General features: G+C 40.3%; 19 protein-coding genes. 5 read left to right on the top strand and 14 right to left on the bottom strand.

The annotated features are described in order from the left end of the window. Window positions 1-158: 158 nt before the first annotated feature. The 3 genes from B156_RS0100590 to B156_RS0100580 all read left to right on the top strand — a co-directional run bounded on the left by B156_RS0100590 (window position 159) and on the right by B156_RS0100580 (window position 2,381). The gene (locus B156_RS0100590) at window positions 159-608 is read left to right on the top strand and encodes a DUF1573 domain-containing protein (RefSeq protein ID WP_018617660.1); all 450 of its coding nucleotides are present in this window, start codon (window positions 159-161) and stop codon (window positions 606-608) included. Window positions 609-888: 280 nt separating this feature from the next. After that, window positions 889-1,794, top strand: a complete 906-nt coding sequence (locus tag B156_RS0100585; RefSeq protein WP_018617658.1) for a prohibitin family protein — start codon at window positions 889-891, stop codon at window positions 1,792-1,794. Between the two features lie 224 nt (window positions 1,795-2,018). Then, on the top strand, window positions 2,019-2,381 hold the full coding sequence (locus B156_RS0100580) for a hypothetical protein (protein WP_018617657.1): 363 nt from the start codon (window positions 2,019-2,021) through the stop codon (window positions 2,379-2,381). 141 nt (window positions 2,382-2,522) lie between these two features. On the opposite strand, the gene B156_RS0100575 is transcribed toward B156_RS0100580, so the two are convergent. The 7 genes from B156_RS0100575 to B156_RS0100545 form a co-directional block, all read right to left on the bottom strand. Continuing rightward, complete coding sequence (locus B156_RS0100575) at window positions 2,523-3,446, bottom strand: alpha/beta hydrolase (protein WP_026260500.1); 924 nt, start codon at window positions 3,444-3,446, stop codon at window positions 2,523-2,525. 68 nt (window positions 3,447-3,514) lie between these two features. After that, window positions 3,515-4,765: a serine hydrolase domain-containing protein gene (locus tag B156_RS0100570; protein WP_026260499.1), complete on the bottom strand. Its 1,251-nt coding sequence runs from the start codon at window positions 4,763-4,765 to the stop codon at window positions 3,515-3,517. 141 nt (window positions 4,766-4,906) lie between these two features. Continuing rightward, on the bottom strand, window positions 4,907-6,427 hold the full coding sequence (locus B156_RS0100565; RefSeq protein ID WP_018617654.1) for a capsule assembly Wzi family protein: 1,521 nt from the start codon (window positions 6,425-6,427) through the stop codon (window positions 4,907-4,909). A 37-nt stretch (window positions 6,428-6,464) separates the two neighbouring features. Then, window positions 6,465-7,844 carry a sugar transferase gene (locus B156_RS0100560; protein WP_018617653.1) on the bottom strand — a complete coding sequence of 460 codons (1,380 nt, stop codon included), beginning with the start codon at window positions 7,842-7,844 and terminating at the stop codon, window positions 6,465-6,467. Window positions 7,845-8,027: 183 nt separating this feature from the next. Further along, window positions 8,028-9,560, bottom strand: coding sequence for a capsule assembly Wzi family protein (locus tag B156_RS0100555; RefSeq protein ID WP_018617652.1), 1,533 nt, complete (start codon window positions 9,558-9,560; stop codon window positions 8,028-8,030). A gap of 181 nt (window positions 9,561-9,741) precedes the next feature. Then, window positions 9,742-10,275: a T9SS type A sorting domain-containing protein gene (locus B156_RS0100550; RefSeq protein ID WP_018617651.1), complete on the bottom strand. Its 534-nt coding sequence runs from the start codon at window positions 10,273-10,275 to the stop codon at window positions 9,742-9,744. A gap of 1 nt (window position 10,276) precedes the next feature. Continuing rightward, entirely contained in the window at window positions 10,277-12,223 is a 1,947-nt protein-coding gene (locus tag B156_RS0100545; RefSeq protein ID WP_018617650.1) for a cell division protein ZapB, read from the bottom strand. Window positions 12,224-13,163: 940 nt separating this feature from the next. On the opposite strand from B156_RS0100545, the gene B156_RS0100540 reads away from it, so the two are divergent. Together B156_RS0100540 and B156_RS32535 are read left to right on the top strand one after the other, a co-directional pair. After that, window positions 13,164-14,795, top strand: coding sequence for a glycosyl hydrolase family 28-related protein (locus B156_RS0100540; RefSeq protein WP_018617649.1), 1,632 nt, complete (start codon window positions 13,164-13,166; stop codon window positions 14,793-14,795). Window positions 14,796-15,134: 339 nt separating this feature from the next. Continuing rightward, a complete protein-coding gene (locus B156_RS32535; protein ID WP_018617648.1) occupies window positions 15,135-16,220 on the top strand; it encodes an acyltransferase family protein in 1,086 nt (361 codons plus the stop codon). A 598-nt stretch (window positions 16,221-16,818) separates the two neighbouring features. Here B156_RS32535 and B156_RS0100530 read toward each other — a convergent pair. From B156_RS0100530 to B156_RS0100500, 7 genes are all read right to left on the bottom strand, one after another. Beyond that, window positions 16,819-18,852: a hypothetical protein gene (locus tag B156_RS0100530; RefSeq protein WP_157626885.1), complete on the bottom strand. Its 2,034-nt coding sequence runs from the start codon at window positions 18,850-18,852 to the stop codon at window positions 16,819-16,821. Between the two features lie 400 nt (window positions 18,853-19,252). Continuing rightward, on the bottom strand, window positions 19,253-20,269 hold the full coding sequence (locus B156_RS28685) for an acyltransferase family protein (RefSeq protein WP_157626884.1): 1,017 nt from the start codon (window positions 20,267-20,269) through the stop codon (window positions 19,253-19,255). Between the two features lie 5 nt (window positions 20,270-20,274). After that, window positions 20,275-21,198 carry a glycosyltransferase family 2 protein gene (locus B156_RS0100520; protein ID WP_018617645.1) on the bottom strand — a complete coding sequence of 308 codons (924 nt, stop codon included), beginning with the start codon at window positions 21,196-21,198 and terminating at the stop codon, window positions 20,275-20,277. A 4-nt stretch (window positions 21,199-21,202) separates the two neighbouring features. Further along, a complete protein-coding gene (locus B156_RS0100515; protein ID WP_018617644.1) occupies window positions 21,203-21,904 on the bottom strand; it encodes a glycosyltransferase family 2 protein in 702 nt (233 codons plus the stop codon). Between the two features lie 32 nt (window positions 21,905-21,936). After that, entirely contained in the window at window positions 21,937-23,226 is a 1,290-nt protein-coding gene (locus B156_RS0100510) for a hypothetical protein (RefSeq protein ID WP_018617643.1), read from the bottom strand. Window positions 23,227-23,240: 14 nt separating this feature from the next. After that, entirely contained in the window at window positions 23,241-24,134 is an 894-nt protein-coding gene (locus B156_RS0100505) for a glycosyltransferase family protein (protein WP_018617642.1), read from the bottom strand. Further along, complete coding sequence (locus B156_RS0100500) at window positions 24,127-24,969, bottom strand: glycosyltransferase family 2 protein (RefSeq protein WP_157626883.1); 843 nt, start codon at window positions 24,967-24,969, stop codon at window positions 24,127-24,129. The genes B156_RS0100505 and B156_RS0100500 overlap by 8 nt, the downstream gene beginning before the upstream one ends. Window positions 24,970-25,103 lie beyond the last annotated feature (134 nt).

Here is a 25,103-nt window from a genome sequence, read left to right as displayed (position 1 = left end):
TAAAGTAAGATAAAACAAGTCAGCTTTCAAAAAAACGATTTTATCTGTTTCTTTGTTAACAAATCAGCCAGCAGTACGCATTCTGGCAGAATGTTTGCTTAAGCTACTGGTACAAGGCTCAGTATTTTAATAACCAAATCATAATTCCGTTTAGTATAATGAAAAAGACTTTTTCACTTTTCGTAGCTTTATTTGTGTTTGTCGCAGTTGGCTACGCCCAGAAGGGAGTTCTGAAATTTGCGAAAGAAACGCACGACTTTGGCAAAGTTGAACAGGGAAAGCCAGTGACGTATGTATTTGAATTCAAGAATACAGGCTCTGACCCAGTCGTTATCAATGATGCACAGGCATCTTGTGGTTGCACCAAGCCAAGCTGGACACGTGAACCGGTTATGCCGGGTAAAACAGGGACTGTATCGGCTACATTCAATGCAGCGGCTGCTGGTCCTTTCAACAAATCAGTAACGGTAACGAGCAATGCCGAAGCAGGCCAAACAGTTTTGTATCTGAAAGGGGAAGTTGCTACGCAGAAAGAAGCTTCTGCTGCGGCAGCACCGGAAGCGACAACGCCTAAAGACAAGAAAAAGAGTACCAAAACTTCACGATAATCTACTGAAGGGTTATACAGTGTGGTCAAGAAAGGCATCTGGTTGTTTACCGGATGCCTTTTTTTGTTATCCTATTTCTAAACCGATTGGATAACCGGGTACCCGTTCTTACGAATACCGTTTTTTACCCCCTGCTATTCAGCTATATTTGATTAATTCTATGACCAGCATACAGTTCGATCCTCCCGGAAAAACGAACTGACAACCACCAGGTTATAGCAATTTAATCATTATTTTCACCCAAGGCAGCCCGCGTTGGACGGCTTATACTCACAATACAATGTTTTTTATCATACTTGGTATGCTCGTATTAATTGCCGGTTTTGCAATTAATACTCCTGCTCTTGCTATTGCCCATTTTTCCAGACCCATCAAAATAGTTGGTATTATTATGATTGTGGTGGGCGCGCTTACCTCAGGTGTCCGGCAAATTGATGCCGGCCAGGTTGGGGTCGTTTCTCTTTTTGGTAATGTAAACGAACACGCGCTGAACGCTGGTCTGAACTTCGTTAATCCATTGGCTGATGTATCGGAGTTTGACGTAAAAACGCAGAATTATACCATGTCGGCCGCACGCGATGAGGGTCAGAAACAGGGTGACGATGCCATTCGGGTACTCACTGCCGACGGACTGGAAGTTGTTATAGACCTTACTGTACTTTACCGGCTTGTTCCCGCAGATGCGCCAAAGATTTATCGGCAGATTGGTGTAGATTATATGGACAAAATAGTGCGTCCCATTACGCGTACTCGCATACGGGATAATGCCGTTTACTACGATGCTGTTGCATTGTACTCAACCCGCCGTGATGAATTTCAGACCCGTATCTATAAAACGATTGAAGCTGACTTCAAGCAGCGTGGACTGTTGCTGGAACAGTTGTTGATTCGTAATATCGATCTGCCCGCATCCGTTAAAAAGACCATCGAATCAAAAATAAATGCCGAGCAGGATGCCCAAAAGATGCAGTTCGTACTGCAGAAAGAGCGGCAGGAAGCCGAACGGAAACGGGTTGAAGCTCAAGGAATTGCCGATTATCAGAAGATACTGTCGACAGGCCTGAGTGATAAACAGTTGCAGTATGAGCAAATAAAAGCTCAGAAAGAACTGGCAGCCTCTCCGAACGCTAAAATTGTCATTATGAATGGTCGTGGGAGTGTTCCATTGATTCTGAACGACAAGTAGTTCTACACCCGACTAAAACCGTTTATCGGCGTCCCTACAGGCCCAGATAAACGGTTTTAGTCGTTTTATTTTCAGAACTTATAATACAGGTAAATTATAAGGGTAAGGCAACTCTGTTCCTAGCTAGATATTTCGAGGAATATTTTACCAAAAGTTACTTTCTCCGGAAACAAATAGCTATAGTTTCAGTTTTTATAATATAAATAAAATATAAAATTTCCGTTATGAAAATTGCAGTAGAAAAAGGACAGGATAAAACGTTGCTACCTAACGGGCAGCAGCAGGTATCGATAACTGCTATTGAGGAGGGGTCGAGTGAGTATAAAGGCATCCCTTTCTTTGCCGTTCGGTTTGAAAATGACGAAGGTTATGTATCACACCGGTTTTACCAATCGCCTGCCGGTATGCCAGCCATCATCAGCTTATTTGAGCGGGTGGGTATCCATGCCGAAGCAAATAAGGAACTGGATACCAAACAGCTTGTTGGTAAAGAGTTGACTATAGAAGTAGGTGAGCGGTCATACACTGACCCTGAAACAAACAACGAGCGCACACTTAAGCAAGCCGTTGATTTTTTGGCCAGCTAAACACATTTAATGCTGCTTGCCTTTTGAGTACATGGTAACTTGGTATGCGAAATGGCCTCCTGAATCATATATCAACTGATTATATGATTCAGGAGGCCATTTCGTAATGAACGGACAACTGACAATTTCCCCGTCGGAAATTTACAGTTTAGAACTGGTCAAAGCTGTCAACCACGCTTTGCATGCTTCCGGCCAAGTACTAAGCGAACCAAATTTTGCGGTACGCATCCCAAATCCATGCCCCCCGACTGGATATAGGTGCATTTCGGCCGGAACCGAATTTTTTAGACAGGCCAGATAAAAACTGATGCTATTTTCCACCGGAACAGCTTTGTCATTTTCGGCATGTACCAGAAAGGTAGGTGGTGTTTGATTCGTTACCTGTAATTCATTGGAATAGTAGGCAATCATTTCCGGAGAAGCATTCAATTTACCCAGCAAATTATTCCGTGAGCCTACATGCGCTTTCTCGCCAAACGTTACGACCGGGTAAAGCAAGATAGCAAAATTGGGCTTTGCTGTTTCGCTGGTTTTGGTATCGAGGTGGTAATGCGTTGATAGTGTTGCTGCTAAATGCCCACCCGCCGAAAAACCCATTACGCCAATTTTAGTGGGGTCAATACCGTATTTACCCGCATTTTGCCGGATGAGTGTCATCCCCTGTACAGCATCCATTAAGGGGACCTCCTGCTGACTGGTCATAATCTCAGGATTTGGAAGCCGATATTTCAACACGAAAGCGGCTACACCCATTTCATTGAACCATTGGGCTATGTCGGAGCCTTCATGACTAGCCGCCAGAATGCCATATCCCCCACCGGGGCAAATCATGACGGCCGCACCGGTCATCTTCGCCTTAGTAGGGAGGTATGCTGTTATAGTAGGCACGGATACGTTACTAATTCGCAGAATGCCATTAGCGTCTGTTTCAGACTTTTCCTGAATCCTGGCCCCGGAAATTGCGTTTGGAACAGCGTTGTCAGGCCAGAGATTAATCACTTCCTGAGAAAAGGTAACTTCAGGCAAAGTAGTTATAAGAAGAATAGCCAACAGAGAAAATCGCATAAGAAACGGTCGATTAAGGCCAGAAACAGTGTAAAAACAGAAAAAGCCGACTGGTTAGTCGGCCCTACTCATATTTCTACTTCAGCATCCGTCCCTGATGATTGATTACTAGAGCTTCCGTGCAATATATCAATCAATTCCTTAACTCGGTACACCGTTGTGTTATAGCGATTTCCGAGAATAATGATTACATACTCATCTTTGGGGCTAAACCAGAACATGGTATTGTATCCTTTCCACCAACCAGAATGATAAATATATTCGGGTTGATTTGTCTCGTTCAGCATCATCCGAAACCCATACCCGTAGTTTTTGGTACTTTTTCGCTCGAAACTGCGGGGAATAAAAGCTTCGGCAAGCATCTTTCTCGGTAACAGACAATCTCCATTCAGGGCACGGTACCACCTAAATAAATCACCGGTGGTAGAATAGATTCCCTTATCCCCAACTACATCATCGTAATAATCTTTAGGAATCCGCCGATTCCATTGATAACCAGCGGTTCGGTGATGATTAATCGAATCATTTTTGGTAGTAGCCACAAATGTCTGGTGCATTCCTAACGGCTCAAAAATATTCCTATGAATGAAAGCTTCGTAGCTTTGACCGCTCACCTTCTCAATGATAGAAGCCAAAACCATATAGTTGGTATTACTATAGCTGAAGCCACGACCAGGAATATTGTAGGCTTTGGGGGTTGGCTTTACCATTGCAAACCAATGCATAATCGTTGCATTGGATGGGTAAGGTTTTTCTCTCTTGTAAAAATTAACCTTCATGCTGTCATCAAACGCGTACTGATAATTTGGCAAGCCGCTACGATGGCTCAGCAGTTCACGAATGGTTATGCGGTGATAGGGAAAATCTGGATAGAATTTTTGAATGGTATCCTCAAAACTTAATTTTCCGGCCTGAATAAGTTTCAGGGTACCAACGGCTGTAAACGTTTTGGATAGTGAGGCTAATTGAAATTTTGAATCGTCAACCAAGGTATCGCGCTGGCTTCTTTCGAAATGGCCCAATCCAAAACAATTTTTGTACAGCACTATTCCTTTTTGAGCAACCAGCACATTTCCGTTGAGCCCACTTCTTACTTTTTGCCGAAATATTTCTTCAATCTGCCGGGCTTTATCATCCGCACGTATCTGTTGCCGGACTTTCTCCTGCTCAATGCGAGTAAGCGTCTGTTCGTCGGCGCACGTTCGCATGTTCTGAGTCGACTGATTTAATTTCTTCTGAGCGTCCTGGCCGCAGGAAATCCCCGCTCCCACTAAAACTACCAGTATAAACCAATTCCATATTCTCCCTTTCCGCACCATTCTCACACCTTTTTACTATACGATTATTATATCAACCTGATTACGGCAAAAATAGTATATACAAAAGATACCGTTCAATTTCCTGTAAAACTGCGTTGAAGTTCTTTAGTGGCTACAAAGAAAACAGGGATGTGGCGTTAATCAAAAATATTTGTCGGTTGAATTTACAGTTGGGCGCTTCCTGTTAAGTACACCCGTTTTACGCAGACTGATATATCCACCGACGCTATTGGGTAATAATCCACCAGAGTCTACAGCAAGAGAACCAGTTAATACTGTTCCACCTAATAAACTTATGGGTAGTGATGCCGTTATCAGGCCCGAAAATTGGCTAGGAACACGAAGATAAGGGACCGCGTATGTCCCCGCATTGCGACTAAGTGATAGTCGGGACATGATATCCACTTTATTGCATACTAATGCACTTAAACCAACGTGGAATGCACTGACACGGTTATTTGCAATTCCATAATGAGGTGGTAAAGATGGATTTACCTCTTGTTGTGGGGTCAGGAACGGTGTACCAACAGTTCGTCCAAAATAAGTCCACCCATCGAGGTATTGAGCATTGTTAAAATAATCATCCCGGCCTCGCCGTTGGGGATCTTCAAGAATAAATACATCACCTCCCTGGCTACCGGTGAATAGATATTCTACGGTAATCTGGCGTAGAAAAAATGCTGGCCTGCCGGGCTGATGGTTGTTTCTTATACGTAGGCCATTCAATCCATCATCCAGGTTCGTACCATAAAACAGCGAGCCGTCATCATAAACAAATTGCCGATAAGCGAATAAATTCCAATGGGTTGAATTGACCTCAACCGCTAAATCAATCGACCCAAGATGGTTACCAATACGATTTTCTTCGAAGCGGCTGATTGTCTGAATAGTCTGGTCGCCAGGGAATGGATTCTGAGTCCCCAGCACAACGGCCGGAAAATACTTAATGCCGGATGGTAGCTGACCATTGGCAGCTACTGTGGGATCCAGGTAGTCGGAATGGCCAGCCCACATAACCTGGTGATTGGCCCCTCCATAGAGCTTCACGCGCCATGATGGTTTACCCAATCTGCCATAAAAAGAGGATTGATGTAAGTAGGAGCCTTTCACCAACCGATTAGCATTTTCAAACCAGCCGTGCGAGAAAGTACCCATAATGGATACAATGCCGCTTGTGAAAGGTACGGACGTGAAAGCAGGTAAGGAAACTTGAATTTTAGGAAATGGCAGCGAATTGCCAGACCAAATATAAGAGCCGCTTGTGAGCAGCGTATCGACAAGGCCAATGAGCTCTCTTCTACGACCAGCGTAGATTTCAAAGGCACCTAAACGCCCTTTTACATACATTTCTGGGATAACAACCTGATTTGTTGCCCCTATATTCGTGACAACATTCAGACCATAACCCCAGTCAACGATAGCTTTATGGCCGATACTATCCGCTACTTTATAATCGGAATATACTTTTGCATTTAATCGCAGAGCCGGATTCTTCAGTGGAATAATCCCGTACTGATTGGCCCGTAGCCAGAAAGGTGTCTGGCTTGAGGAAAATAAAGTACCGGTTTCTACACTGTACTGATTTATACGCTGGGCATTAGCAGATATGCAAAAGAGAAAAGCAAGTACGCTATAGCAAACCCATGCGAAAAAAAACTTCATATAGTAAGCTAGTTAGACGAATGGGCGGCAGCAGCAATTATTTACCACGCCCCTGGGCCATTACCCTCAGCGTTTGGGCGATGATCCACATATCAAATAAAAAGGACCGGCGTTTAGGATAAAGCAGGTCATAGCGTAGTCGTTGTACCATCTCTTCAATACTGGCTGCGTAACCGTACTTAATTTGGCCAATGGAAGTAATGCCCGGCTTCACTTTCAATAGAGAACGATACTCGGGTGCAATCTCCACAATCTGATCAATAAAATGCTGTCGCTCCGGTCTGGGGCCAACTACCGACATGTCCCCGATAAGTACATTATAAAATTGCGGAATTTCATCCAGCCGGGTTTGACGCATAAAGCGTCCCCAGGGGGTAATACGACTGTCGAGCAATCCACCGGATAAGACGGGTCCTGATTTTTCAGAATCCACGTACATACTCCGAAATTTGTATATCTTAAACGGTTTTCCTTCTCGTCCGATACGCTCCTGGGCATAGAAAATTGGTCCAGCAGAGGTAGCCTTTGTCAATATGGCTATAATGACAAATAAGGGCATTCCTAAGCCAAGGGCTGCCACCGAAAACAAAATATCAAAAGACCGCTTGAGAACGTCGACCTGTAAATCAGCCAACATTTGCGATGACAAATTCAATACGGGCAGGAAATCGTGGTATTCTACGGATGTACCCCGTGCCAGGAAACCTCTGAAATCGACCAAAATCTTTACCTGATAATCAGCCACCTCGGCGTTATCGACGGCATACTTCAACCGTTGATTGTCCATATAGGGCATACAACAATAAACGCAATCGATCCGATTATTTCCGATGTATTCTAACAGTGATTCATATCCTCCCTTAAGTAAGCCAGCATTCTCGGTGGTCGGTTCATCAAAATAACCACAGAAGTGAAACCCCATTTCTGGGTGGGCATCATAAAAGGCCCGAATGGTATTGGCTAGCTTACCGTAGCCAACTATAATATAGCGCCGGTTATTATATCCCCTGGCCCGATAGGCTTTGAGAAAAACGACCCCCCCAATTCGAAAAATGATACCAACTGAAAGAAACAGAGCATACGTAATAAAGAGATGCTCTCTCGAATAATAATACCCCTGAATAATGACCCAATATACTGCGATAATAGCAATATGGATAAATACTAGAAGAAACAACTGCTTAATTAAGTGCCCTGATTTGAATAGCTGACGGGGATAGATATAAGGCTTTAAAATTAATATCTCAACTAACCATATTATATTGAAAAGCCACCAAAGCGTAGCGTAAGGAGCTTCAGAAACGGGTTCCAGTGCCTGAAACTTGAGCCAGTAAGCACCAACAAATGATGCATTAAGGCTCAGGAAATCAATGATTACGTGGAGCGGAAAGAACAGTATAGAATAACGATGCCTCATACCTCTCAACTTTTTCTCAACAAGAATTCGGCAAGAAGCCTACCAAGCTATATTTGCTAAATTAATGGTTAAATTTTACGGTTTCACATGAATATTATCTAACGGCTCATAGAACCGGGGCGCAAATTAAACACAAATGCGTTCTTAAAAAAATACAATATATCAGGATATTATTTCACTAAACTAATTAGCTGCGCCCGAATGCCATGTTTTCTTTACGCTGATAAACGTACCGACGCTATTTCGATAGAGCGTACCAGCATCTGCAGCAATGCTTGCCGTGAATTGCAGCCCCCCCAGAATGGACAAGGGAGCAACTAAATTCACATAAGCTGAAAACTGATTTCGAGTAGATTGATAGGGATTATCATACGTACCCATATTGCGGCTGAACGAAAGTTTCGTTTGATAACTCACCGGGCCAGACAAGGTACGCCACCGTATGGGCAAACTCCCTGCCAGTCCGGCATGGAATACATATACCCGGTTATTTGCCGTAAAGGTACCGTACGGATATTCGTCCTGAGGTCCGAAAGCAGGAGCAATAAATGGCGTTCCGATGGTATGTTTTCGATAAGCCCAGCCATCACGATACTGCTGATGATTAAAATAATCGTCTTTACCCCGAAGATTGGGATCATCGAATATAAATACGTTTCCCCCCTGGCTGGTCGTATTGAAAAACTCAAACAAAATATCACGTACAATTGCCTTCGGGTTATTTCGTCGCAGTCGCACTCCGTTTAATCCATCAGCAATATTAAGTAGATAAAACAGCGACCCGTCCTCATAAAGGTTTTGTCTATACAGGTATAGCACATGCCGTACTAAATCAACTTCTACGGCCATATCAATGGACCCCAGGTGATTCCCAACCCGATTAGTCAAGTCAAAAAATGAGTACTGTTGCGTATCAGTCCGACCATAGTTGAGCGTAGTCAATACATAAAAATAGTTTACCAGGCCATTAGGTAGTTTACCACCAACGGGTATTGTCCCTGGAATACCCGTCGGATCAGCCGCTTGCCCTCCCCAAACAGCCTGGTGATTTAACCCGCCATATAAACGAACCACATCACGTTGTCTTCCCAATCGCAGGTAAAGCGATTTTTGATGAAGCATGGTATTTTTTATATAGCCATTCGCGTCCAGGTAGCCATGGGCAAATGTACCCTGAACGGCTACCCACCCTTTTGTGAAACCAATAGGCGTGAAATCCGGAATGGATATTTGTATTTTGGGAATCGGCATCGCATTCCCTGACCAGGCATATGAACCTGTTGACAAAGTAGAGTCAGCCAGTCCAAACAGCTCGCGTCGACGCCCAATGTACGCTTCAAAGATTCCCCGACGCACTTTTACGTAAGCTTCTGGCAACAACACACTTTTTTCATACGGCAAAAGGCTTTGTGTTGTGTTGGTAACAACGGTTAATCCGTAACCAAAATCAAACTTCGCGTCCCGCCAGTGTCCGGTACTATGCCTATTGGTGTCGTAGTTGCTATATAGGCCCAGGCGCAGGGTTGATGTAGGGGAGCGATTCGGCACAATTCCATACTGGTTGGCCCGTAGCCAGAATGGTGTTTCAGTGGAAGTGGATAGATTGCTGCCTGCTTCGACAAAATATTGGCCCGGCTTACGGATTGGCTGAGCCAGTAGACTGGGAGAGATAATGACAAAAAAAACAATACGATGAAAAGACCTGACTTTGAGCAAGTACGCATTGACTGTCGGGTATAACGTGAATAAGCACGGTAACAATAATGATGCCGACCGCCAATTTTACGGCAAATGTCCTTACTTTCCAGACAACACATAGTGAAACAACCCGCAATAACGAAAAAAAGACCCGTTTACAGACCGGGTCTTTTTCATTATATTCGTTAAAGGTACTTTATTACTTCTTCACAATTCGACTAACAGCCCGTTGCTGATTAACTTCAAGAATAGGGATATATACCCCATCAGACAGAGAAGTGGGCTTCCACTCCAAATTGTGCTGCCCTGCTGATTGATTTTCATCCCGTAGCAACTGCCCAACCACCTTACCCTGCGCATCGGTAACCCATAAATTTACTTTCCCATCCGCGGGTAGATAGTATTTGATGGTCGTTGATTGTTCGAATGGATTAGGAAAAGCAGCCAGTTGTAAAGAAGGCTCCCCGTTTATCTGAACCTCTTTTACCTGCGCCAGAAATACACTACCATGCTGCGCGTCAAAGCCTGGCAACATAGTTACTGACTGACCCGCTCTGTATTCAACGTTAGCAACTTTACCAATTCTGCTGGTAGCCACAATCGCTTCAACAGCTTGCTCCAGCCGTTGATCTGAGTTCTCATAGCTAAGCTGAATACGTAATGTCCGTTGCGGTTGCTGCGCCAGGCAAGTCAATGTCAGGCAGCAACCCATAAATAGTAGTAAGAGTCGCATATTATTTACGCGTTTTTGGTTGAAGTTTATTAACCCGCTGCTCTAATTCTACACTTTTCTTTTTGAGTGACTCGTTTTGCTTCTTTAGTTCAATAACATAAAGTGTCAATTCTTCTACTTTTTCCAGCAGTTTGGCCTGCATCTGCCCAACATCTACACCTTCTTTCACAACTTCTTCGGCCGAGGGCACACCGGGCAGGTGTTTCTTCTGATTAATGTACGACTCTACCTCTCCCAGACTACGCAAGTTGTACCCATCTTCAAACACCCGGTCAGACCAGGCACTGGTACTTTTGATAGCTACTTTCACCTTCTCAGTAAGTATGCCATCAGCTACATATAGCCGATAGCCAGCGGGCGTATTAGCAACTCCTGAACCAATGACAACTCCGCCAGCATTTGTGTTCTTTAGATTCTCACCATCCAACTGCCAGGCAGCTTCATCAGCTCCTACCCGGCCTGACCCACTGGCATTGCCCAGCACGACATCTCCATTGGCATCTACAGTCAGGTACTTAGTGGCTGCTATCGTCACCGGACTACTACTCTTCAGATTTGTTAAGCGTAATCCTGACGTGTTGACAGAAGAACTTACCACTTCCAGTTTGTTAGCTGGTGCGGAGGTACCGATACCAATGTTAGCATTGTTGCCAAGAACAAGTGCATTAGAAATGGATACTTGAGCGTAAGCACCAAGTGCACTCGAATTTTGTAAAGCTGGTTGTCCTGCTGGACTACCAGCGCCCGTTCCCAAAAATGTATTATTACTTCCAGTCTGAATATTAGTGCCAGAATTAACACCTACACTCACATTACTCTGACCACTTGTTACTGCATATCCGGCCTGTGATCCAATGAGTACATTGTAATCTGAATTGAGGTTAAAACCAGATGCACTACCAATAAGTGTGTTGTACTGCCCAGTACTGTTGTTACCTCCGGTCCCGTACCCAACAAGCGTATTGTTACTTCCGGTAGTCATATTACCCCCAGAATACGGCCCTAAAATCAAATTAAAAAAACCAGAAGATAAACTTGTCCCCGTGTAGGGTCCAACGCAAACATTACCGTAAGCAGTAGAGCCATTCGAACCATAACCAGCCCGATTTCCAATAAATAAATTGTTAATACCAGTAGAGTTATTGTACCCGGCTTTAGCACCTATCATAACGTTTTGTGATACTTCAGACTTAAAACCCGCACTATCACCAACAACAACGTTATCTACTCCAGTCTTATTGGTATATCCAGCTCTAGTGCCTAAGAAGGTGTTACTTCTACCTGTGATAATACTGTAACCAGCTTCGGTTCCTACAAATGAATTTGATGTCCCGGTAGTGTTTGCCAAACCTGCTCGAGTTCCAATGAATGTATTTATAGATCCAGTTGTGTTTGCTGCCCCTGACAAAGAACCAAAGAAAACGTTATTGTTACCTCCCTTGTTATTTGAACCGGCATCTGCACCTACAAACGAGTTATTGTTTCCTACGTCATTTACGAAACCAGCCCCTGCGCCCATAAACAAGTTACTGAATCCGGTAGTGTTGTTATAACCTGCTCTGAATCCATTAAACGAGTTGTTATAGCCAGCACTGTTGGTGTAGCCAGCGCCTGCACCTGAAAAGGTATTATTATTTCCGGTAGAGTTAGTATATCCGGCTTGATACCCTATAAACGAATTACCCTGCCCTGATTGATTCTGATAACCCGCAAAAGCACCTAGAAACACGTTCTGAGTGCCCGCCATATTTAAAGTACCTGTCCCACGACCAATAAACAGATTACTGGCTCCACTCATATTTAGATTACCAGCCCCGACACCAACCAAAGTGTTGTCGGAACCGGGAGTGGAGGAAGACGGAGTAGTGGCGACAAAATTGGTTTGTGCCATGGCTCCTTGCGTAACGTACAATACGCACAATGAGACAAAAAATAATAGTGTTTTCATAAATAAAGTTGGTTACGCTAGAGTTGAATTATTAGCGTTGTCCCTTCAGGAGAACGCTCTTTGATAGTGCTTTAGGTAAAGAATCGAGAAAGGACATTGTTAAACACCGGTTATATGGTTTCTTGAGTATCACAGCAGTTATAAATTTGACCTAGCTGTTCATACTAAGAATTATTGCAATTATCATGCAGAAGTTATCATGAGTTTTAGTTTACGACCAATTTTCGTAGAAACAATCCCATTAATGAAACTGAACATAACCACCCTCCCCTTTTCTACGAATAAACACGCTCACACTATTTTGTCATGTTTCAGTCCCAACAGCCTAAAATCTCGTCGTGTAAGTATACACACACCATATCTATGTATACTTTGAACCGTTACCGACATTCCGTTACTTGTATTCTTCATCGAGCAATTTATACAAATATTGTCAACATAAGTAGCATTGTATCGTCAATATTTTAGTAAGGTACCACAGTTAAAGTTAGGCAGTGTAGAGTTGAGCATGGACAACAATCTTTAATAATTCGCTAGTTATCGTAGGCATTGGCGAATAAAAGGCAGATCTAGTGGGTCAATTAGCACCGTTCAGAAGTATTCCTTTTAACTCAATAATAGTTAGCTCAACAGAGAAGCGCTTATTAAACATCTGAATATCAACCAAATATTTTAAAAAAATACATAAAAACATTAGTGGAGAATATAATTGACAAAGTAGCAATTAGTATATCCAAGCGAGAAAACCTATTCGTGATATTTTATAATTTTCTCTCCCCTACAGCCCCCTACTGACGTGTTCATTAAGGCTCATATTTCATGCAGCAAAGTCACCTAAAAGGTGTTTTTTAAATTACAACTGTTTCGCGATTATAGAAATATTTGGCGTAATATTGACATTACTTAAATAAGCTAATTCAACCTGTCAACGAGAGCTTTTATGCCTGTCAATGTCAAAGATGCTCCATTTGGGGCTATCGGTAATGGTCAAACAGACGATACAGTCGCTATTCAAAACGCGATCAATTATGCAAAGTCACTGTCAGCTGCGGGTGGAGGGGCCTACCGGGCAACTGTTTACTTTCCAGCTGGCTTTTACTATATCTCTTCGCCAATCAATGTAACGAACGTTAATGGCTTATGGCTTACTGGCGATGGAGGACGTTACCTGAACTCGAATATAATTGGCAGAACCAGCGGGGTTATCTTTGATTTTAGTGGGTCCAATATATCTGGCTGTGAGAACCTTACATTTCTTTCTCTATCTGTCTACGGTGCTACTCGTTCTACCATTGGTGTTTTATTCGCATTGACAGCCAATGGCGGTCTTAACTGTGGCATAAAAAACTGCTACTTTCAGTTAGAAGATTACGCAACTGCCAACAATAATTTCGGAACAATAGGTCTTCTCAATGTGCGCAGTGAAGAGTTCTTCGCCCATGAATGTCTTATTCGTGCCAATACGCCTATGGTATTTAGTTCAACGACTAATCTGGCTGAAACAGGCAATAACCTTACTGTATCAAGTCCTTATCAAACACTTTCAACTGGAGTTGGATCAATGGGTGTTGTCAGCATAAAGGGGGCTTCACTTCAGGCGTACGAAAAACGACAACCAGCCTTAGTTCTGGTTGGAACGAACAGTATCACATTCGATGGGTATATGGGTCGGCTTTCTACTGCGCAAGGGGCTAATGAAACGGCAGTTCAATGTGTACGTTACACTACAAACATCAACATATATGCTACCATTGAATCGTATTCCCGAATATTAAGAGCCACTCTAGGGGGGTTCGATGGGAATATAATCAATGTGGTGATGGTAAATTCTTTGGCTCCTACTACCGATCTCATAGACTTGACTGGATGTAGCGTTAAGGGTCTAAAAGCCAAAGTCACCTTACCAAATCCTGGAGAACGCACCGGACGCTATTTTATCTATCATGCTCCAATAGGTAATGGTTATCAGCAGGCCACTGGCTTTATGACAAATAGTGAAATCACCTGTTTCGATATTACTGATAATCAGTATGCGGTTTCTGCTAATCTATTGAAACGCTCTGAAAATGTCATTGTGAATTCGGACCAGCCATACGAAAAAAAGGGGGGCCGGATAAAACAACTTTTTACCAACTCCAAATCGGCAGGAACTAGCGGTTCCATTACGCCAGTAGTCATTTTACGGTTTAGAGAAGCCAACCAACTACCTTTCAACAACACCAATGCTGGTTTCTATCGAATTTGGATCGACGGTGTTATAAAGGGGGGCTCTTATGCTTCCGGAGTGTCGTTTGTGCTGTGTTTTCAGGCACAGATAGTGATCAGTCAAAGTTACGATGGACAGTACGCTCCCCTTTCCAATACTGTCATTATACTTGATAAAAGTGTAACCAATCCTACTGCTCTTGATATAGCCTCAATCTCATTAGATTTATCTTTTTCAGGGGGCTACGGTATAGTTACACTAACGCCTAAAGTTATGGGATCAGTTGCCATAGAACCAGTTTCATACGACGGCCATGCTGAAATTCAGAGCGACTTTTTAGTCAACGAAGCAGTAATTGCAAAATAATGTATTGATTCTAGGGGTAACATTTAACTTTTAAGGTTTAAAATCCTGTGACTAGCATCACTTATTATAATTGCTTTAGTCAAGTAAGATCTTATCAGATTCTTATTGGGGATATTCAACGCTTAAGAAATAAGTTTTAATTTCACTTGAGTAGTAATTAACATTAATTTAGGTTGTCTTATTGAAATATTTATCATCATCTCGCCGAAAGACACCTCTTCTGCATTGAGATGATAAGAAATATATGAGTTTCTCCTGACTTTCTTAGCCGTTAGTGGTGTATTATATTAGTTTACACATTGTAATCAGTGAATTTATAATTGATTGTAAAAATTAGGTATGGGCGTATTGAGATTTACATTAGCAATAACGGTTGTTATTGCACACTCAAGTTCAATAATTGGATTCGACTTTGTTGGTGGCCAAATGGCAGTTCAAGCATTCTACATCATCTCTGGATTTTACATGACCTTAATTCTTAATGAAAAATATATAGGCATAAATAACTCCTATAGACTATTTATAACAAATAGATTTTTAAGATTATATCCCGTTTATTGGTCAGTTCTCCTATTAACTTTTATTTATTCGCTTATTGATCCTTCAAACAACTATGGCAACGAATATGCTGCTTTCAGTTACTACTTAAAATATTTTCATGATATGAGTTTCACTAGTTTTTCTTTTCTAGTTTTCACCAATGTATTTATTTTATTCCAAGACAGTGTTATGTTTTTGGGATTAAATACATCAACTGGAAATTTATTTTTTACTCAAAATTTTAGACAGACAAGTCCTTTACTATATCAATTCTTATTCGTTCCCCAAGCTTGGAGTATAGGAATTGAGATGGCTTTTTATCTGATTGCTCCTCTTCTCGTGAGAAGGAAGCTAAAAATCATTATTACCCTAATTGTATTATCTTTTACGCTACGAATTATCTTATCAAAATATGGTCTAAATCTTGATCCTTGGTCATATCGTTTTTTTCCAACAGAATTAGCCTATTTTCTGATCGGATCAGTGTCTTACCATATATACACGAACGTTCGAAGACTAAAAATAAGAGTACTGTATCTTAAGGTTTGCTGGATAAGCCTTTTAGCATTTACTTTTCTTTATAGTTTTATACATGTACCAGGAAAGAGATATGCTTATTTATTCGCATTCTTTATTTGTCTGCCTTTCATTTTCATTTTGACTAAAAATTGGGAACGTGACAAATATATAGGGGAACTGTCTTATCCCATATATATATCACACATTTTCATTTTGTCTTGTATAGTCGCGCTGAAAATCCCAATAATTGGAGGGTTAGGTTTGACCTTAACATTGATGACTACTATCATTTCAGTTATACTGAATGAATTAGTAACAAAGAAAATTGAAAAAGTAAGACAAAAAAGAATAATGCCAGTCCTTTAATGAGCCTTAGGCATCCAAACGTAAAGCATATTTCATAGCCTTCCAGGCTACACCCATAGATTATTACACTAATTATGCACGAACTCAGATACTGTGGGCTGAAAGTTCATAGTATCTGAGTTCGCTGTTTCGGCTGAAGACGGTGCTGTTCTCATTTGTTCTCCAATGCTTTTGCCACAATCGATAAAACAACTAAAAAAATTGAGGTGTGTAGCAAATAGATTTTTGCCCTGAAGGGCATAGCTTGAACTAGCGCATCTGAAAAGTAAAGTAACAACCTAAGTATTCTATTTTATCCCTTAGTCTCTTCTATATAGGCAGGGCAACTGAGTAGATAAGTCAGTACAGATTAATCAAAGAGTTGTTTAACTCCTACTGAACAAGTGACTGTTTAAAGGATACGTCTTGATGGAGGGGAACAACAGCATAGATTATAGAAAATCTGGAGCTTACTCCAAGACAAATGTTGAGTCTAAAATATTCATTGCCTGGAGCCTCATCAAATAAATTTCAAAGTTCTAACCTAGAAAAATAATTAACTATTAATGCTCTTTATAAACACGCAAAAGTCTTAAATCGCTTTTTACTTTCGATACAATTAATCGAACAGAATCGACTGATTGACCTTAAATTGACTGAGAATTGAAACCTGCCCGGTAAACCGGATTGGCTCACCTGCATTAGCTCCTGTCACCTTGACAGTCAGATTAACATTACCCAAACCGTTTGAAAAGCTGAGTGTCGGAACAATACTACTTATATTTATGTAAGAGGGTGAAGCAAGTGATTTTGACATAATTGTTGTACTTGGTGAAGCTACCTGTAACTGGCCACTACCTAGCTGCTGAATGCTAATTGAGCTCTCGAATAGTACCGAGCCGGAACCACCCGATGCGTAGCCACCTACATCAACTACACCGGATATTTTAACCGCATAATATCCACCATTTTCTGTTGATTTCGTCCTTTTATCGCACTGATTAAAATGGGTAATTGATGCTATTACCGAGCCTTTTTTGTCGGTCCCCAAGAGTTTAGGATAATTGACTAAGCTGTGAATCCAAGGCCCTTTTTTTTCGAATGGTTGCCCTGAATTGGCTGTAAAGTTAGCACTAGATTTAACCAGATTTGGTGACATAAACAACCGGTTATCTGACCATTCGGCACAGGAAAGAGTGCTATTTAGTATATAACCTGTAGCCGGATTATCCCCCCCGCCAACCGGAGCGTGGTATAAGAATGACCGCCCATTATTCAATTCTTTTAGATTCCCAAACGAAACAGTTAGTCGTGAATCTTTTACAACCGCTCCAGTGCAGATAAATATGGGCTTGCTAGTATCAGTATGTCCCGCTGTAATGAAATTCAGATTCAGGTTGCTGTTGACGGCCCCAAACCGGGCAATACTTGAGAAGGATTCAACCGTTCCCGACAGGTTGAGATTATCGTTATTGTTTACTAACCAGATCGCGTATTCCTCCCCTTTACCTTTTTCATTATTACGGGAAATATAACCGTGAAAGCGCACCGAGTTAGTACCAAGCAGAATCAGGCCGGGCTGAGTTTTAGTCTGGGTCTGGATACTGATGTTCTGCATGTCGATGACACCCATGCTGCCAATGCCGGTAGCGATAGCAGTGAACTGACTTTGTACAGAATAAGATACGCCCAAATCTGAAAGATTATTTTTACTGGTGTACAAAAAACCTACCGTTGATGAGGTGTATACATTGCTAACGCCGAACTCTTCAGATCGGATATTGACAACCGCTATGCTGCCTAAGCCGCCATTTGCTGTTGGTAAATGGCTCATCTGAAAGTAACAATTATTGAGGGTACAGTTTAAACCACCAATACGGTTACCCTTCGTATCTTGTGAAAGGGCAAATAATACGCCAATAGTCGAAGGGGCACTTTCATTGGCAGCCGAAAGGAATGTGAAGCCTTCGCATCCTGACAGGGTAGCGCCAGTAAAGTCAAAAATGGCCCCCCCCGTGTTACCGTTTATCTGTACATTAAAGCCCCGTCCCGCACTACCTCTTAAGTATACCCCATTGGCATTAGTCACGTTGACGGGCTGGCCATTGATTCGGTAAGTGCCAAAAGGAAACAGAACCTCGGTTCGTACGGTTGATCCATTCGGTACGGCAATTGAACGGGCATAATCAACCGCTAACTGAATAGAAGGTCGGTCGTTATTAGCTCCGTCTCCTTTAGCTCCAAACCATTTTACACTAATACCTGCCCCAGTTATTTGTCGTTTGTACCGTAGTCCTGAACGTGTTACTAAGCACATACCCGTATTATCAGCAGTACTAGCATCCATTGGGTCAAGCACGAATAAGCCCCCACCAAAATCGCTTGTATTGATAACTGGCAACGCGGTTGCTACATTAGCCGAATAACTACGCAATCCTGTGACTGAAAAAAAACCAGTTCGTTTGTTAATTGATTGTTCCTGAATAGCTAACTTTTCAGAAAGTCCCACTACATTGGCTGGTAACGACTGCCCAGACGAAGGCTCCTGAATCTTGGATCTTACTTTATCAGAAACGGCAGGTGTCTTTCCTCCCTGACCACAACTTACTAGAATAGGAAAAAGAAAAGAAAAGACAAGCAGTATATTGCGCATAAGTTTGATTATCCTAAAGTCGTTACGATATATTGATGCGTGAATTAGTTCGTAAAGTTGTTGCTTGATAGAAGTTGCCGAATGGTCTCTAAAGCCACACCAATCAGTTATGAAATTTACAGACTTACTCACGGATCAATAACAAATTCAGCAAATATGCATATATACAAGTAACTTACTGAATTGACAATAAAAATCCTCCATTTTTACGTCCAAAATCATTTACTATTCCCTGTTAGACAGCCTAAGGCAGATAGGTCAATCCTCAGCGAATACATTTTTTATTAGACAGTCCTGTCTGAGTGTAAATCCGCTGTTAGTTACTTACTGCCTTAATCAAATTAAAGCATATTGACTATTAAAAGCAGCTCTGCACTAGATAATTAGACTGATATAACAATTACCATGCGTTCATAGGTTTTGGTTTTCTTATCAGAAATGGTTTTTCGACGAAGTTCCAAGAGAAGATAGCCATTGCACCTACCAATAATATTACTAATCCTGCCATTAGGAAGGGGTTGTACAAATCAAAAAGCCCGTATTGTACAAATAGCTGAATTAACGAAAAATGAAATATGTATGTGCCATATGAAAAATCTCCGTATTTGCCGAAATTATTAAACTTCGGCAAGCTGTATGCGATAAAAAATACAATGATAGATTGGGAAATTGGCCTTAACAGTTCTATACCGAAATGATACTCAATCAGAAAAATAGGAAGTGCAATAAGGAATAGTTTACCTTTATGTTGAATATAGAAATCATAATAATAGTAGAATGAAAATCCACAAACAAAATAACTTAAAAATCCAGGCGTTTGACGACTAAGTAGAACCAACATTTCACTATCAGAATTACCCAAATAAGTTTTATAGATCACCGATAAAATATACACTGGAATTAAAACAAAGTATTTTTTCTCAATCTTGTTTAAGTAATTATAAATAACAGGTACTAATGCATAAAACAATACCTCTACTTTTATAGTCCACAAAGCACCATTCACTGCACATTCTCTATTTGTTACAAATAGTCCTGGTAAACAAGGTTGTACAAAGTTCAAAAATATTGAATTCCAGAATAAATACTTAAAAACCTGTATATCTGTAAAATACTGTATAAATGTATAACTGCTAAAAAAAGAAAGTAACATAGCAGCCAATATAATGGACGCAAAATAACCAGGGAGAAGCCTCCTAGCCCTTTTTTCAAAATAGTTGAGTACACTCTTAGATGCATTATAGCTTTTCCCTATGAGAAAGCCACTAATTATAAAAAATCCAGTTAACGCAACATATGAATCAATATAATTCCTATATCGAGCAAAATTCTGGTCTTGAGATAAGTCCGCTATATGACATATAACTACTATGTAGGCAAAAAAGAAGCGTAAAAAATCAAAACTATTCTTATTCATTATGGTCATAACATCCAAAAAGAGCTATGCATGCTAATTTTGCGTTTTAGATAATTTGGTATGTACTTTTGCCAAATCCCAAGCTTGTAACCTGTATACTTAGCAAATGTACGTAACAACTGCATGGGGATAGATATGAGCTGATCATTCTGCCGCAAATAACTCCATTCTTGAAGTACATACCTAAACCCTTCAGATTCGGCTTTGGAAAAGTTGCTCAGTATTTCTCGCTCTTCACGATGAAATGCCCCTATATCAAAGTACCTCTTAAATTCTTCGCCTACAGTGTAGTCATGTGAATGAAATACTTCGGCCTCTGCTGCATAAGCTATTGACTTCCCCGTTAATATCAAACGAGCAGCCACTGACACATCTTCACCTAATACAGTGTTTGACGGAAATCCACCCACCGCCAGTAAAGCGTTCTTCTTGTAAGCAGCGAATGAATTAGAACAGGAACAGGTTTTTATACCCATTTCTGGTATTAAGTTTTTATTTTTCACTACGCTTATTTCAGGATAATTAGTCATCCTGGCGAAACGCTCAAATATTTTCGTATTAGGGTAAGGTAATTGTCTACCATATGCCAAGGCGATATCTTCCCGGCTTGACAGTGCATCAACCAGGCACTCTAGGGTGTTTGAGGATGCAGGAAGAGCGTCTTGAGTCATAAACACTATTATTTCAGAATTAGCCAGTTTAGCTCCAAGGTTACGCGTAGAACCATGGTTAAACGATGCTTTTTCAATTTGAATCAATTCTACTTTATGGTCAATTACTATCTCTTTTGTGCTGTCTGAAGAATCTGAATCAATTATAATTAGTCGATGTGGTAATGTCTGCTCGCTAAGCTTGAGAAGCAAAGTTCTTAGATACCTTTCAGCATTATAAGTAGGTATTATTACAGTAACCATAGTTTCAATATACATGTCATTACAGAGAAATCGAACGCCACAACAGATTAGTTAAGAGGTAGTATCTATTCCTTAATCGTCTCAACGCTCCATATCCGCTTTCACCTGTTGGTGATGCATTGCTCCCATGCCTAACATAATTGATGAGTGGTTGATTATGGAAGTATACTGACCCATTAACTTCAACAAGTAAACCTATCCACCAATCATGCATATGCACTTCATCAGGGAAGGGCAGCGTATATGTTAGAATTGTACGCTTGAAAGCCATACAGCATCCCATATACGAGTTCCTATATAGATTTCGCCAAAAGCCTGGTTGGCTCTTTCGAAACTCAAAAAAAGAAGGCATTATAAGTTCATTATTTTCGTTTATAACTATACAATCAGTCAATACTAAGTCATAATTATGTAACAGAGGTAAGACAGAATTTACTTTGCCTGGTAACCAAATATCATCTTGGTCAGCTAAGAAAATGTACTCTCCTTTTGCTCTTTTTAGCGCTTTTTCAAAGTTTCCGACTGGACCGGAACGATATTCATTTACTGTTACTGATATGCGTCTGTCTTTTATTTCTTTGATGACAGCTACTGTATTATCCGTTGACCTATCATCTGATATAATAACTTCATCATATTCACTCAACTGCGCCAGTATAGAGAGCAACTGTTTCGTTACGTAACGTTCGCCGTTATAAGTGGCAATACATACACTAATCATATAATTAGATTGTCATTTACTATTACTAAAGCTTATATCATTCTTGAAAAGCTTACATGCTTAATCGTGACTTTGCTGTGAAGGATAAAATTAGTCAAAATATAAACGGGTAATACAAAGACACACGTATCAGAAAGCATGGTTACAAATAATGATGTATCAGTAATTATATTCCCTGCTATTTGAGACAAGGTACAGAGGAATATAAAAAAAAAACTGGAACCACTTTTGAGTGAAAAAAACAATAATCTGATTAATGAATATGAGGCCCCAATGAGAAAGCTATGAATGAAAGCGCCATAATAGCCAAAAAATATCTGTCCTTCTATGTAAAAAGGAATATTTGGTCCTACTATCACGTCAGCTTTGGCAAAATCCGGGAGCGCATTTTCAACCATGATATTCCCAAATACTTCTTTATAAGGGGCGATCCTAAAAAAACCTAACACAGGGTTCGCCAAATAAGCTGGATAGTCCATGAAATTATAACGGGAAAAATAGTTTATATTAACAGGCGTATAATAATATAATATTGAATCGGCACTGTACAGGAAACGACGTGCTAAAGCAAACATAGCTTGGTCTGTTTGCTGATTTTCTTTAAGCAAAACAACAGAGAATATAGTTATTAACGCTAAAGTTCCTATCGGAATGTATCGCTTAAATAAAATAAAAATTTCCGCTCTTCCTCTGAAAATAGGGTGATATGCTAAGAATGCAAAGGCAGCTAAAACTTTTAAAAGAGAACCTTTTGAACCTTCAACTGCAGTAAAAATAATTACAATCAGCAATAAAAAAAGATATTTTTTTCGTTTACTTTTCAAGTATAAATAGAGTAGACCTGTTGTAACAAAGCTACCAGCAGACCAGTTTATTTTTCTAATTATACCGAAACCACCGCGAAAATCTGCCACTTTGGAATCACTTGGGTTATCGCTTAATAATGCAAATCCTTTTGTGAAAAATAGTACTATGTTCCCTATGACGTACATGAAAAATAAAATGTACACCGTCATTTCTAACGTAGATGTACTTCCAAACTTAATATCACTATCGTCACTGGCTGGAGATAGTGTTGAAAATCGCTGAACACTATCAAAGCCTAAAAATAAGAAAAGCTGACACACAAAAAAGCTCACCACTGCAGACGTATCTTCTAGAACGTTGATGACCAGTACACTTGCGAAGGCAGTAGTAAAAACAAAAATAAAAAGTGGATCAATAAAAGAATATATATACCGTCGGTATAATACGTACAGTATTATAAAAAAAATGGTAGCCCATAATAAAACCTCAGGAATTATATCGTAATCTAGTTGCATGAAAAAATTTTAAATTAGGCTTTATCAGAATTTATTAGAAAATTCTCTTTAAACACACTCAAAAATTGCAGTGATCGAAACCTATAACTCATTGCTAAACTGCGCAAACCCACCATAATACTATGCTTTGCATATTGATAGTTATTATTATGGCTAGCCTGCCTTGCTCCTCTGCTGTAGTATGCAAATCGGATTAAGGCAGTTGATAAATCATTATAATCTACACTGGAAAGTTGATGTTCTAAGCGGCATTTTATTACTACAAATCTGGGGAAATATTTTTTGATTCTGTCAAAAAATACATGATCACTAAAATAGAGTTGGACTTCATCATCATAACCACCAACTTTATGAAAAGCAAACAAGTTAATTAATAGACCACTATTGATCACACTACGATATCTAGTTTGGTGAACACCAGGGTCGATACCTTTAAGATTAGATCCCTTCTGAAAAACATATCGACAGGGGGAGTATAGTATCCCCCCGCTGTATACTTGTGGAGCGTATAATGGAAATTCAGGGAAAGATGTTACAGCTTGTGCATAACACACTAATCCTTCGGCTGGCAACTTAGTGTCTTGATCCAAGACAAGTAATAGTTTTTTATCTTTACTTTTGGCCCAATCTGCTGCTCTATTATATGCTCTGCTGACCCCTGGATTGCTTGGATCGTGAAGATATAACAAATTGAATTTGCTGTTGCTGGTAAATTCTCCTAAATGAATATCAGCAACAGGGCTGTTATCATAAATAAATAAATCAATTTTCTGTTTTGACTTACGTACAAATGCTTCTTCTAAGCATTTGTACGTAATAGAGTCGTAAAGATTAAAGTTATACAATACGATAACGATCAGGGTATTTTGAAGAAACTCTCCAACTAGATCCTGTTCAATGTCATGCATAGTTATTTTTAATTTTTTTATAAAAAAGGCCAATCAACCATGAGCGTAATCTTTTTTGAGCGTAATATGTTTTTAATAGTTTAGCAAGGGCCCAATTTAATGTCTTATTTGGCAGATATAATGATCGTATATAATTTGTTTCACTGATTGATAATTGTATCTGGCTACTGGCTCCACCTTCTCTACAACAAGCGATTATTAGAGGTACTTTTTGAACAGGTAGTTTATGTTGGTATATAATTAGGTTTAATTCATAGTCTGATAATATCCGAAGATTAGTATTGTACCGAAACCCATCGAACAACGAATACCGATAAAATGCACCTTGGTGATGAATCGTATTCTGAAAAACTGTTCTTGCACTGAAGAAGGAAGGAAATCTCAAGCCATTTTCAAATAATACATCTCCAAAAATTAAGACTTTATCCTTAGAAAGGTATGGAGCTACCTCTTTCAGGACACCAGGTTGTAAAACGTCATCTGCTCCCAGAAAGAATACCCATTTACCTGTTGCCTTGTCAATACCTTTATTCATTGCATCGTAAATACCTGCATCTGGTTCACTAATAGCGTAGGTAATCCAGTTGGCATACCGTTTTATTACGTCTAGAGAACCATCAGTACTACCTCCATCGATAATAATTAATTCAACTTTATAGCATTGATTGATAACACTCTGAATAGCTGCTTCAATAAACTGGACTCCATTATATACTGGTATTACAATAGACAAAATAGGTTCAGGTTCAGAGCCTGCTGTTTCTTTTCCGACGGTATGTGGCAAAAGTTCCAGATTTCTGTTAGTTTGAAATTCTAATGATTGACTTTCAGGCATACTATACAATCTAAATAGCTTTTCTGACAATATAGAATAGAACATGTATTTTTACAAAAAATACATGTTCTCACATTAGAGATTTCTAAAAAATGTTACAGCCTGAAATAGTACGCCGTTGTAGTTCAATTCCG

The sequence above is a fragment of the Spirosoma luteum DSM 19990 genome (genome assembly GCF_000374065.1).
Taxonomy (GTDB): Bacteria; Bacteroidota; Bacteroidia; order Cytophagales; family Spirosomataceae; genus Spirosoma; species Spirosoma luteum.
Note: the sequence above shows the minus strand (reverse complement) of the source record. Positions and strands in the feature narration are given on the sequence as shown.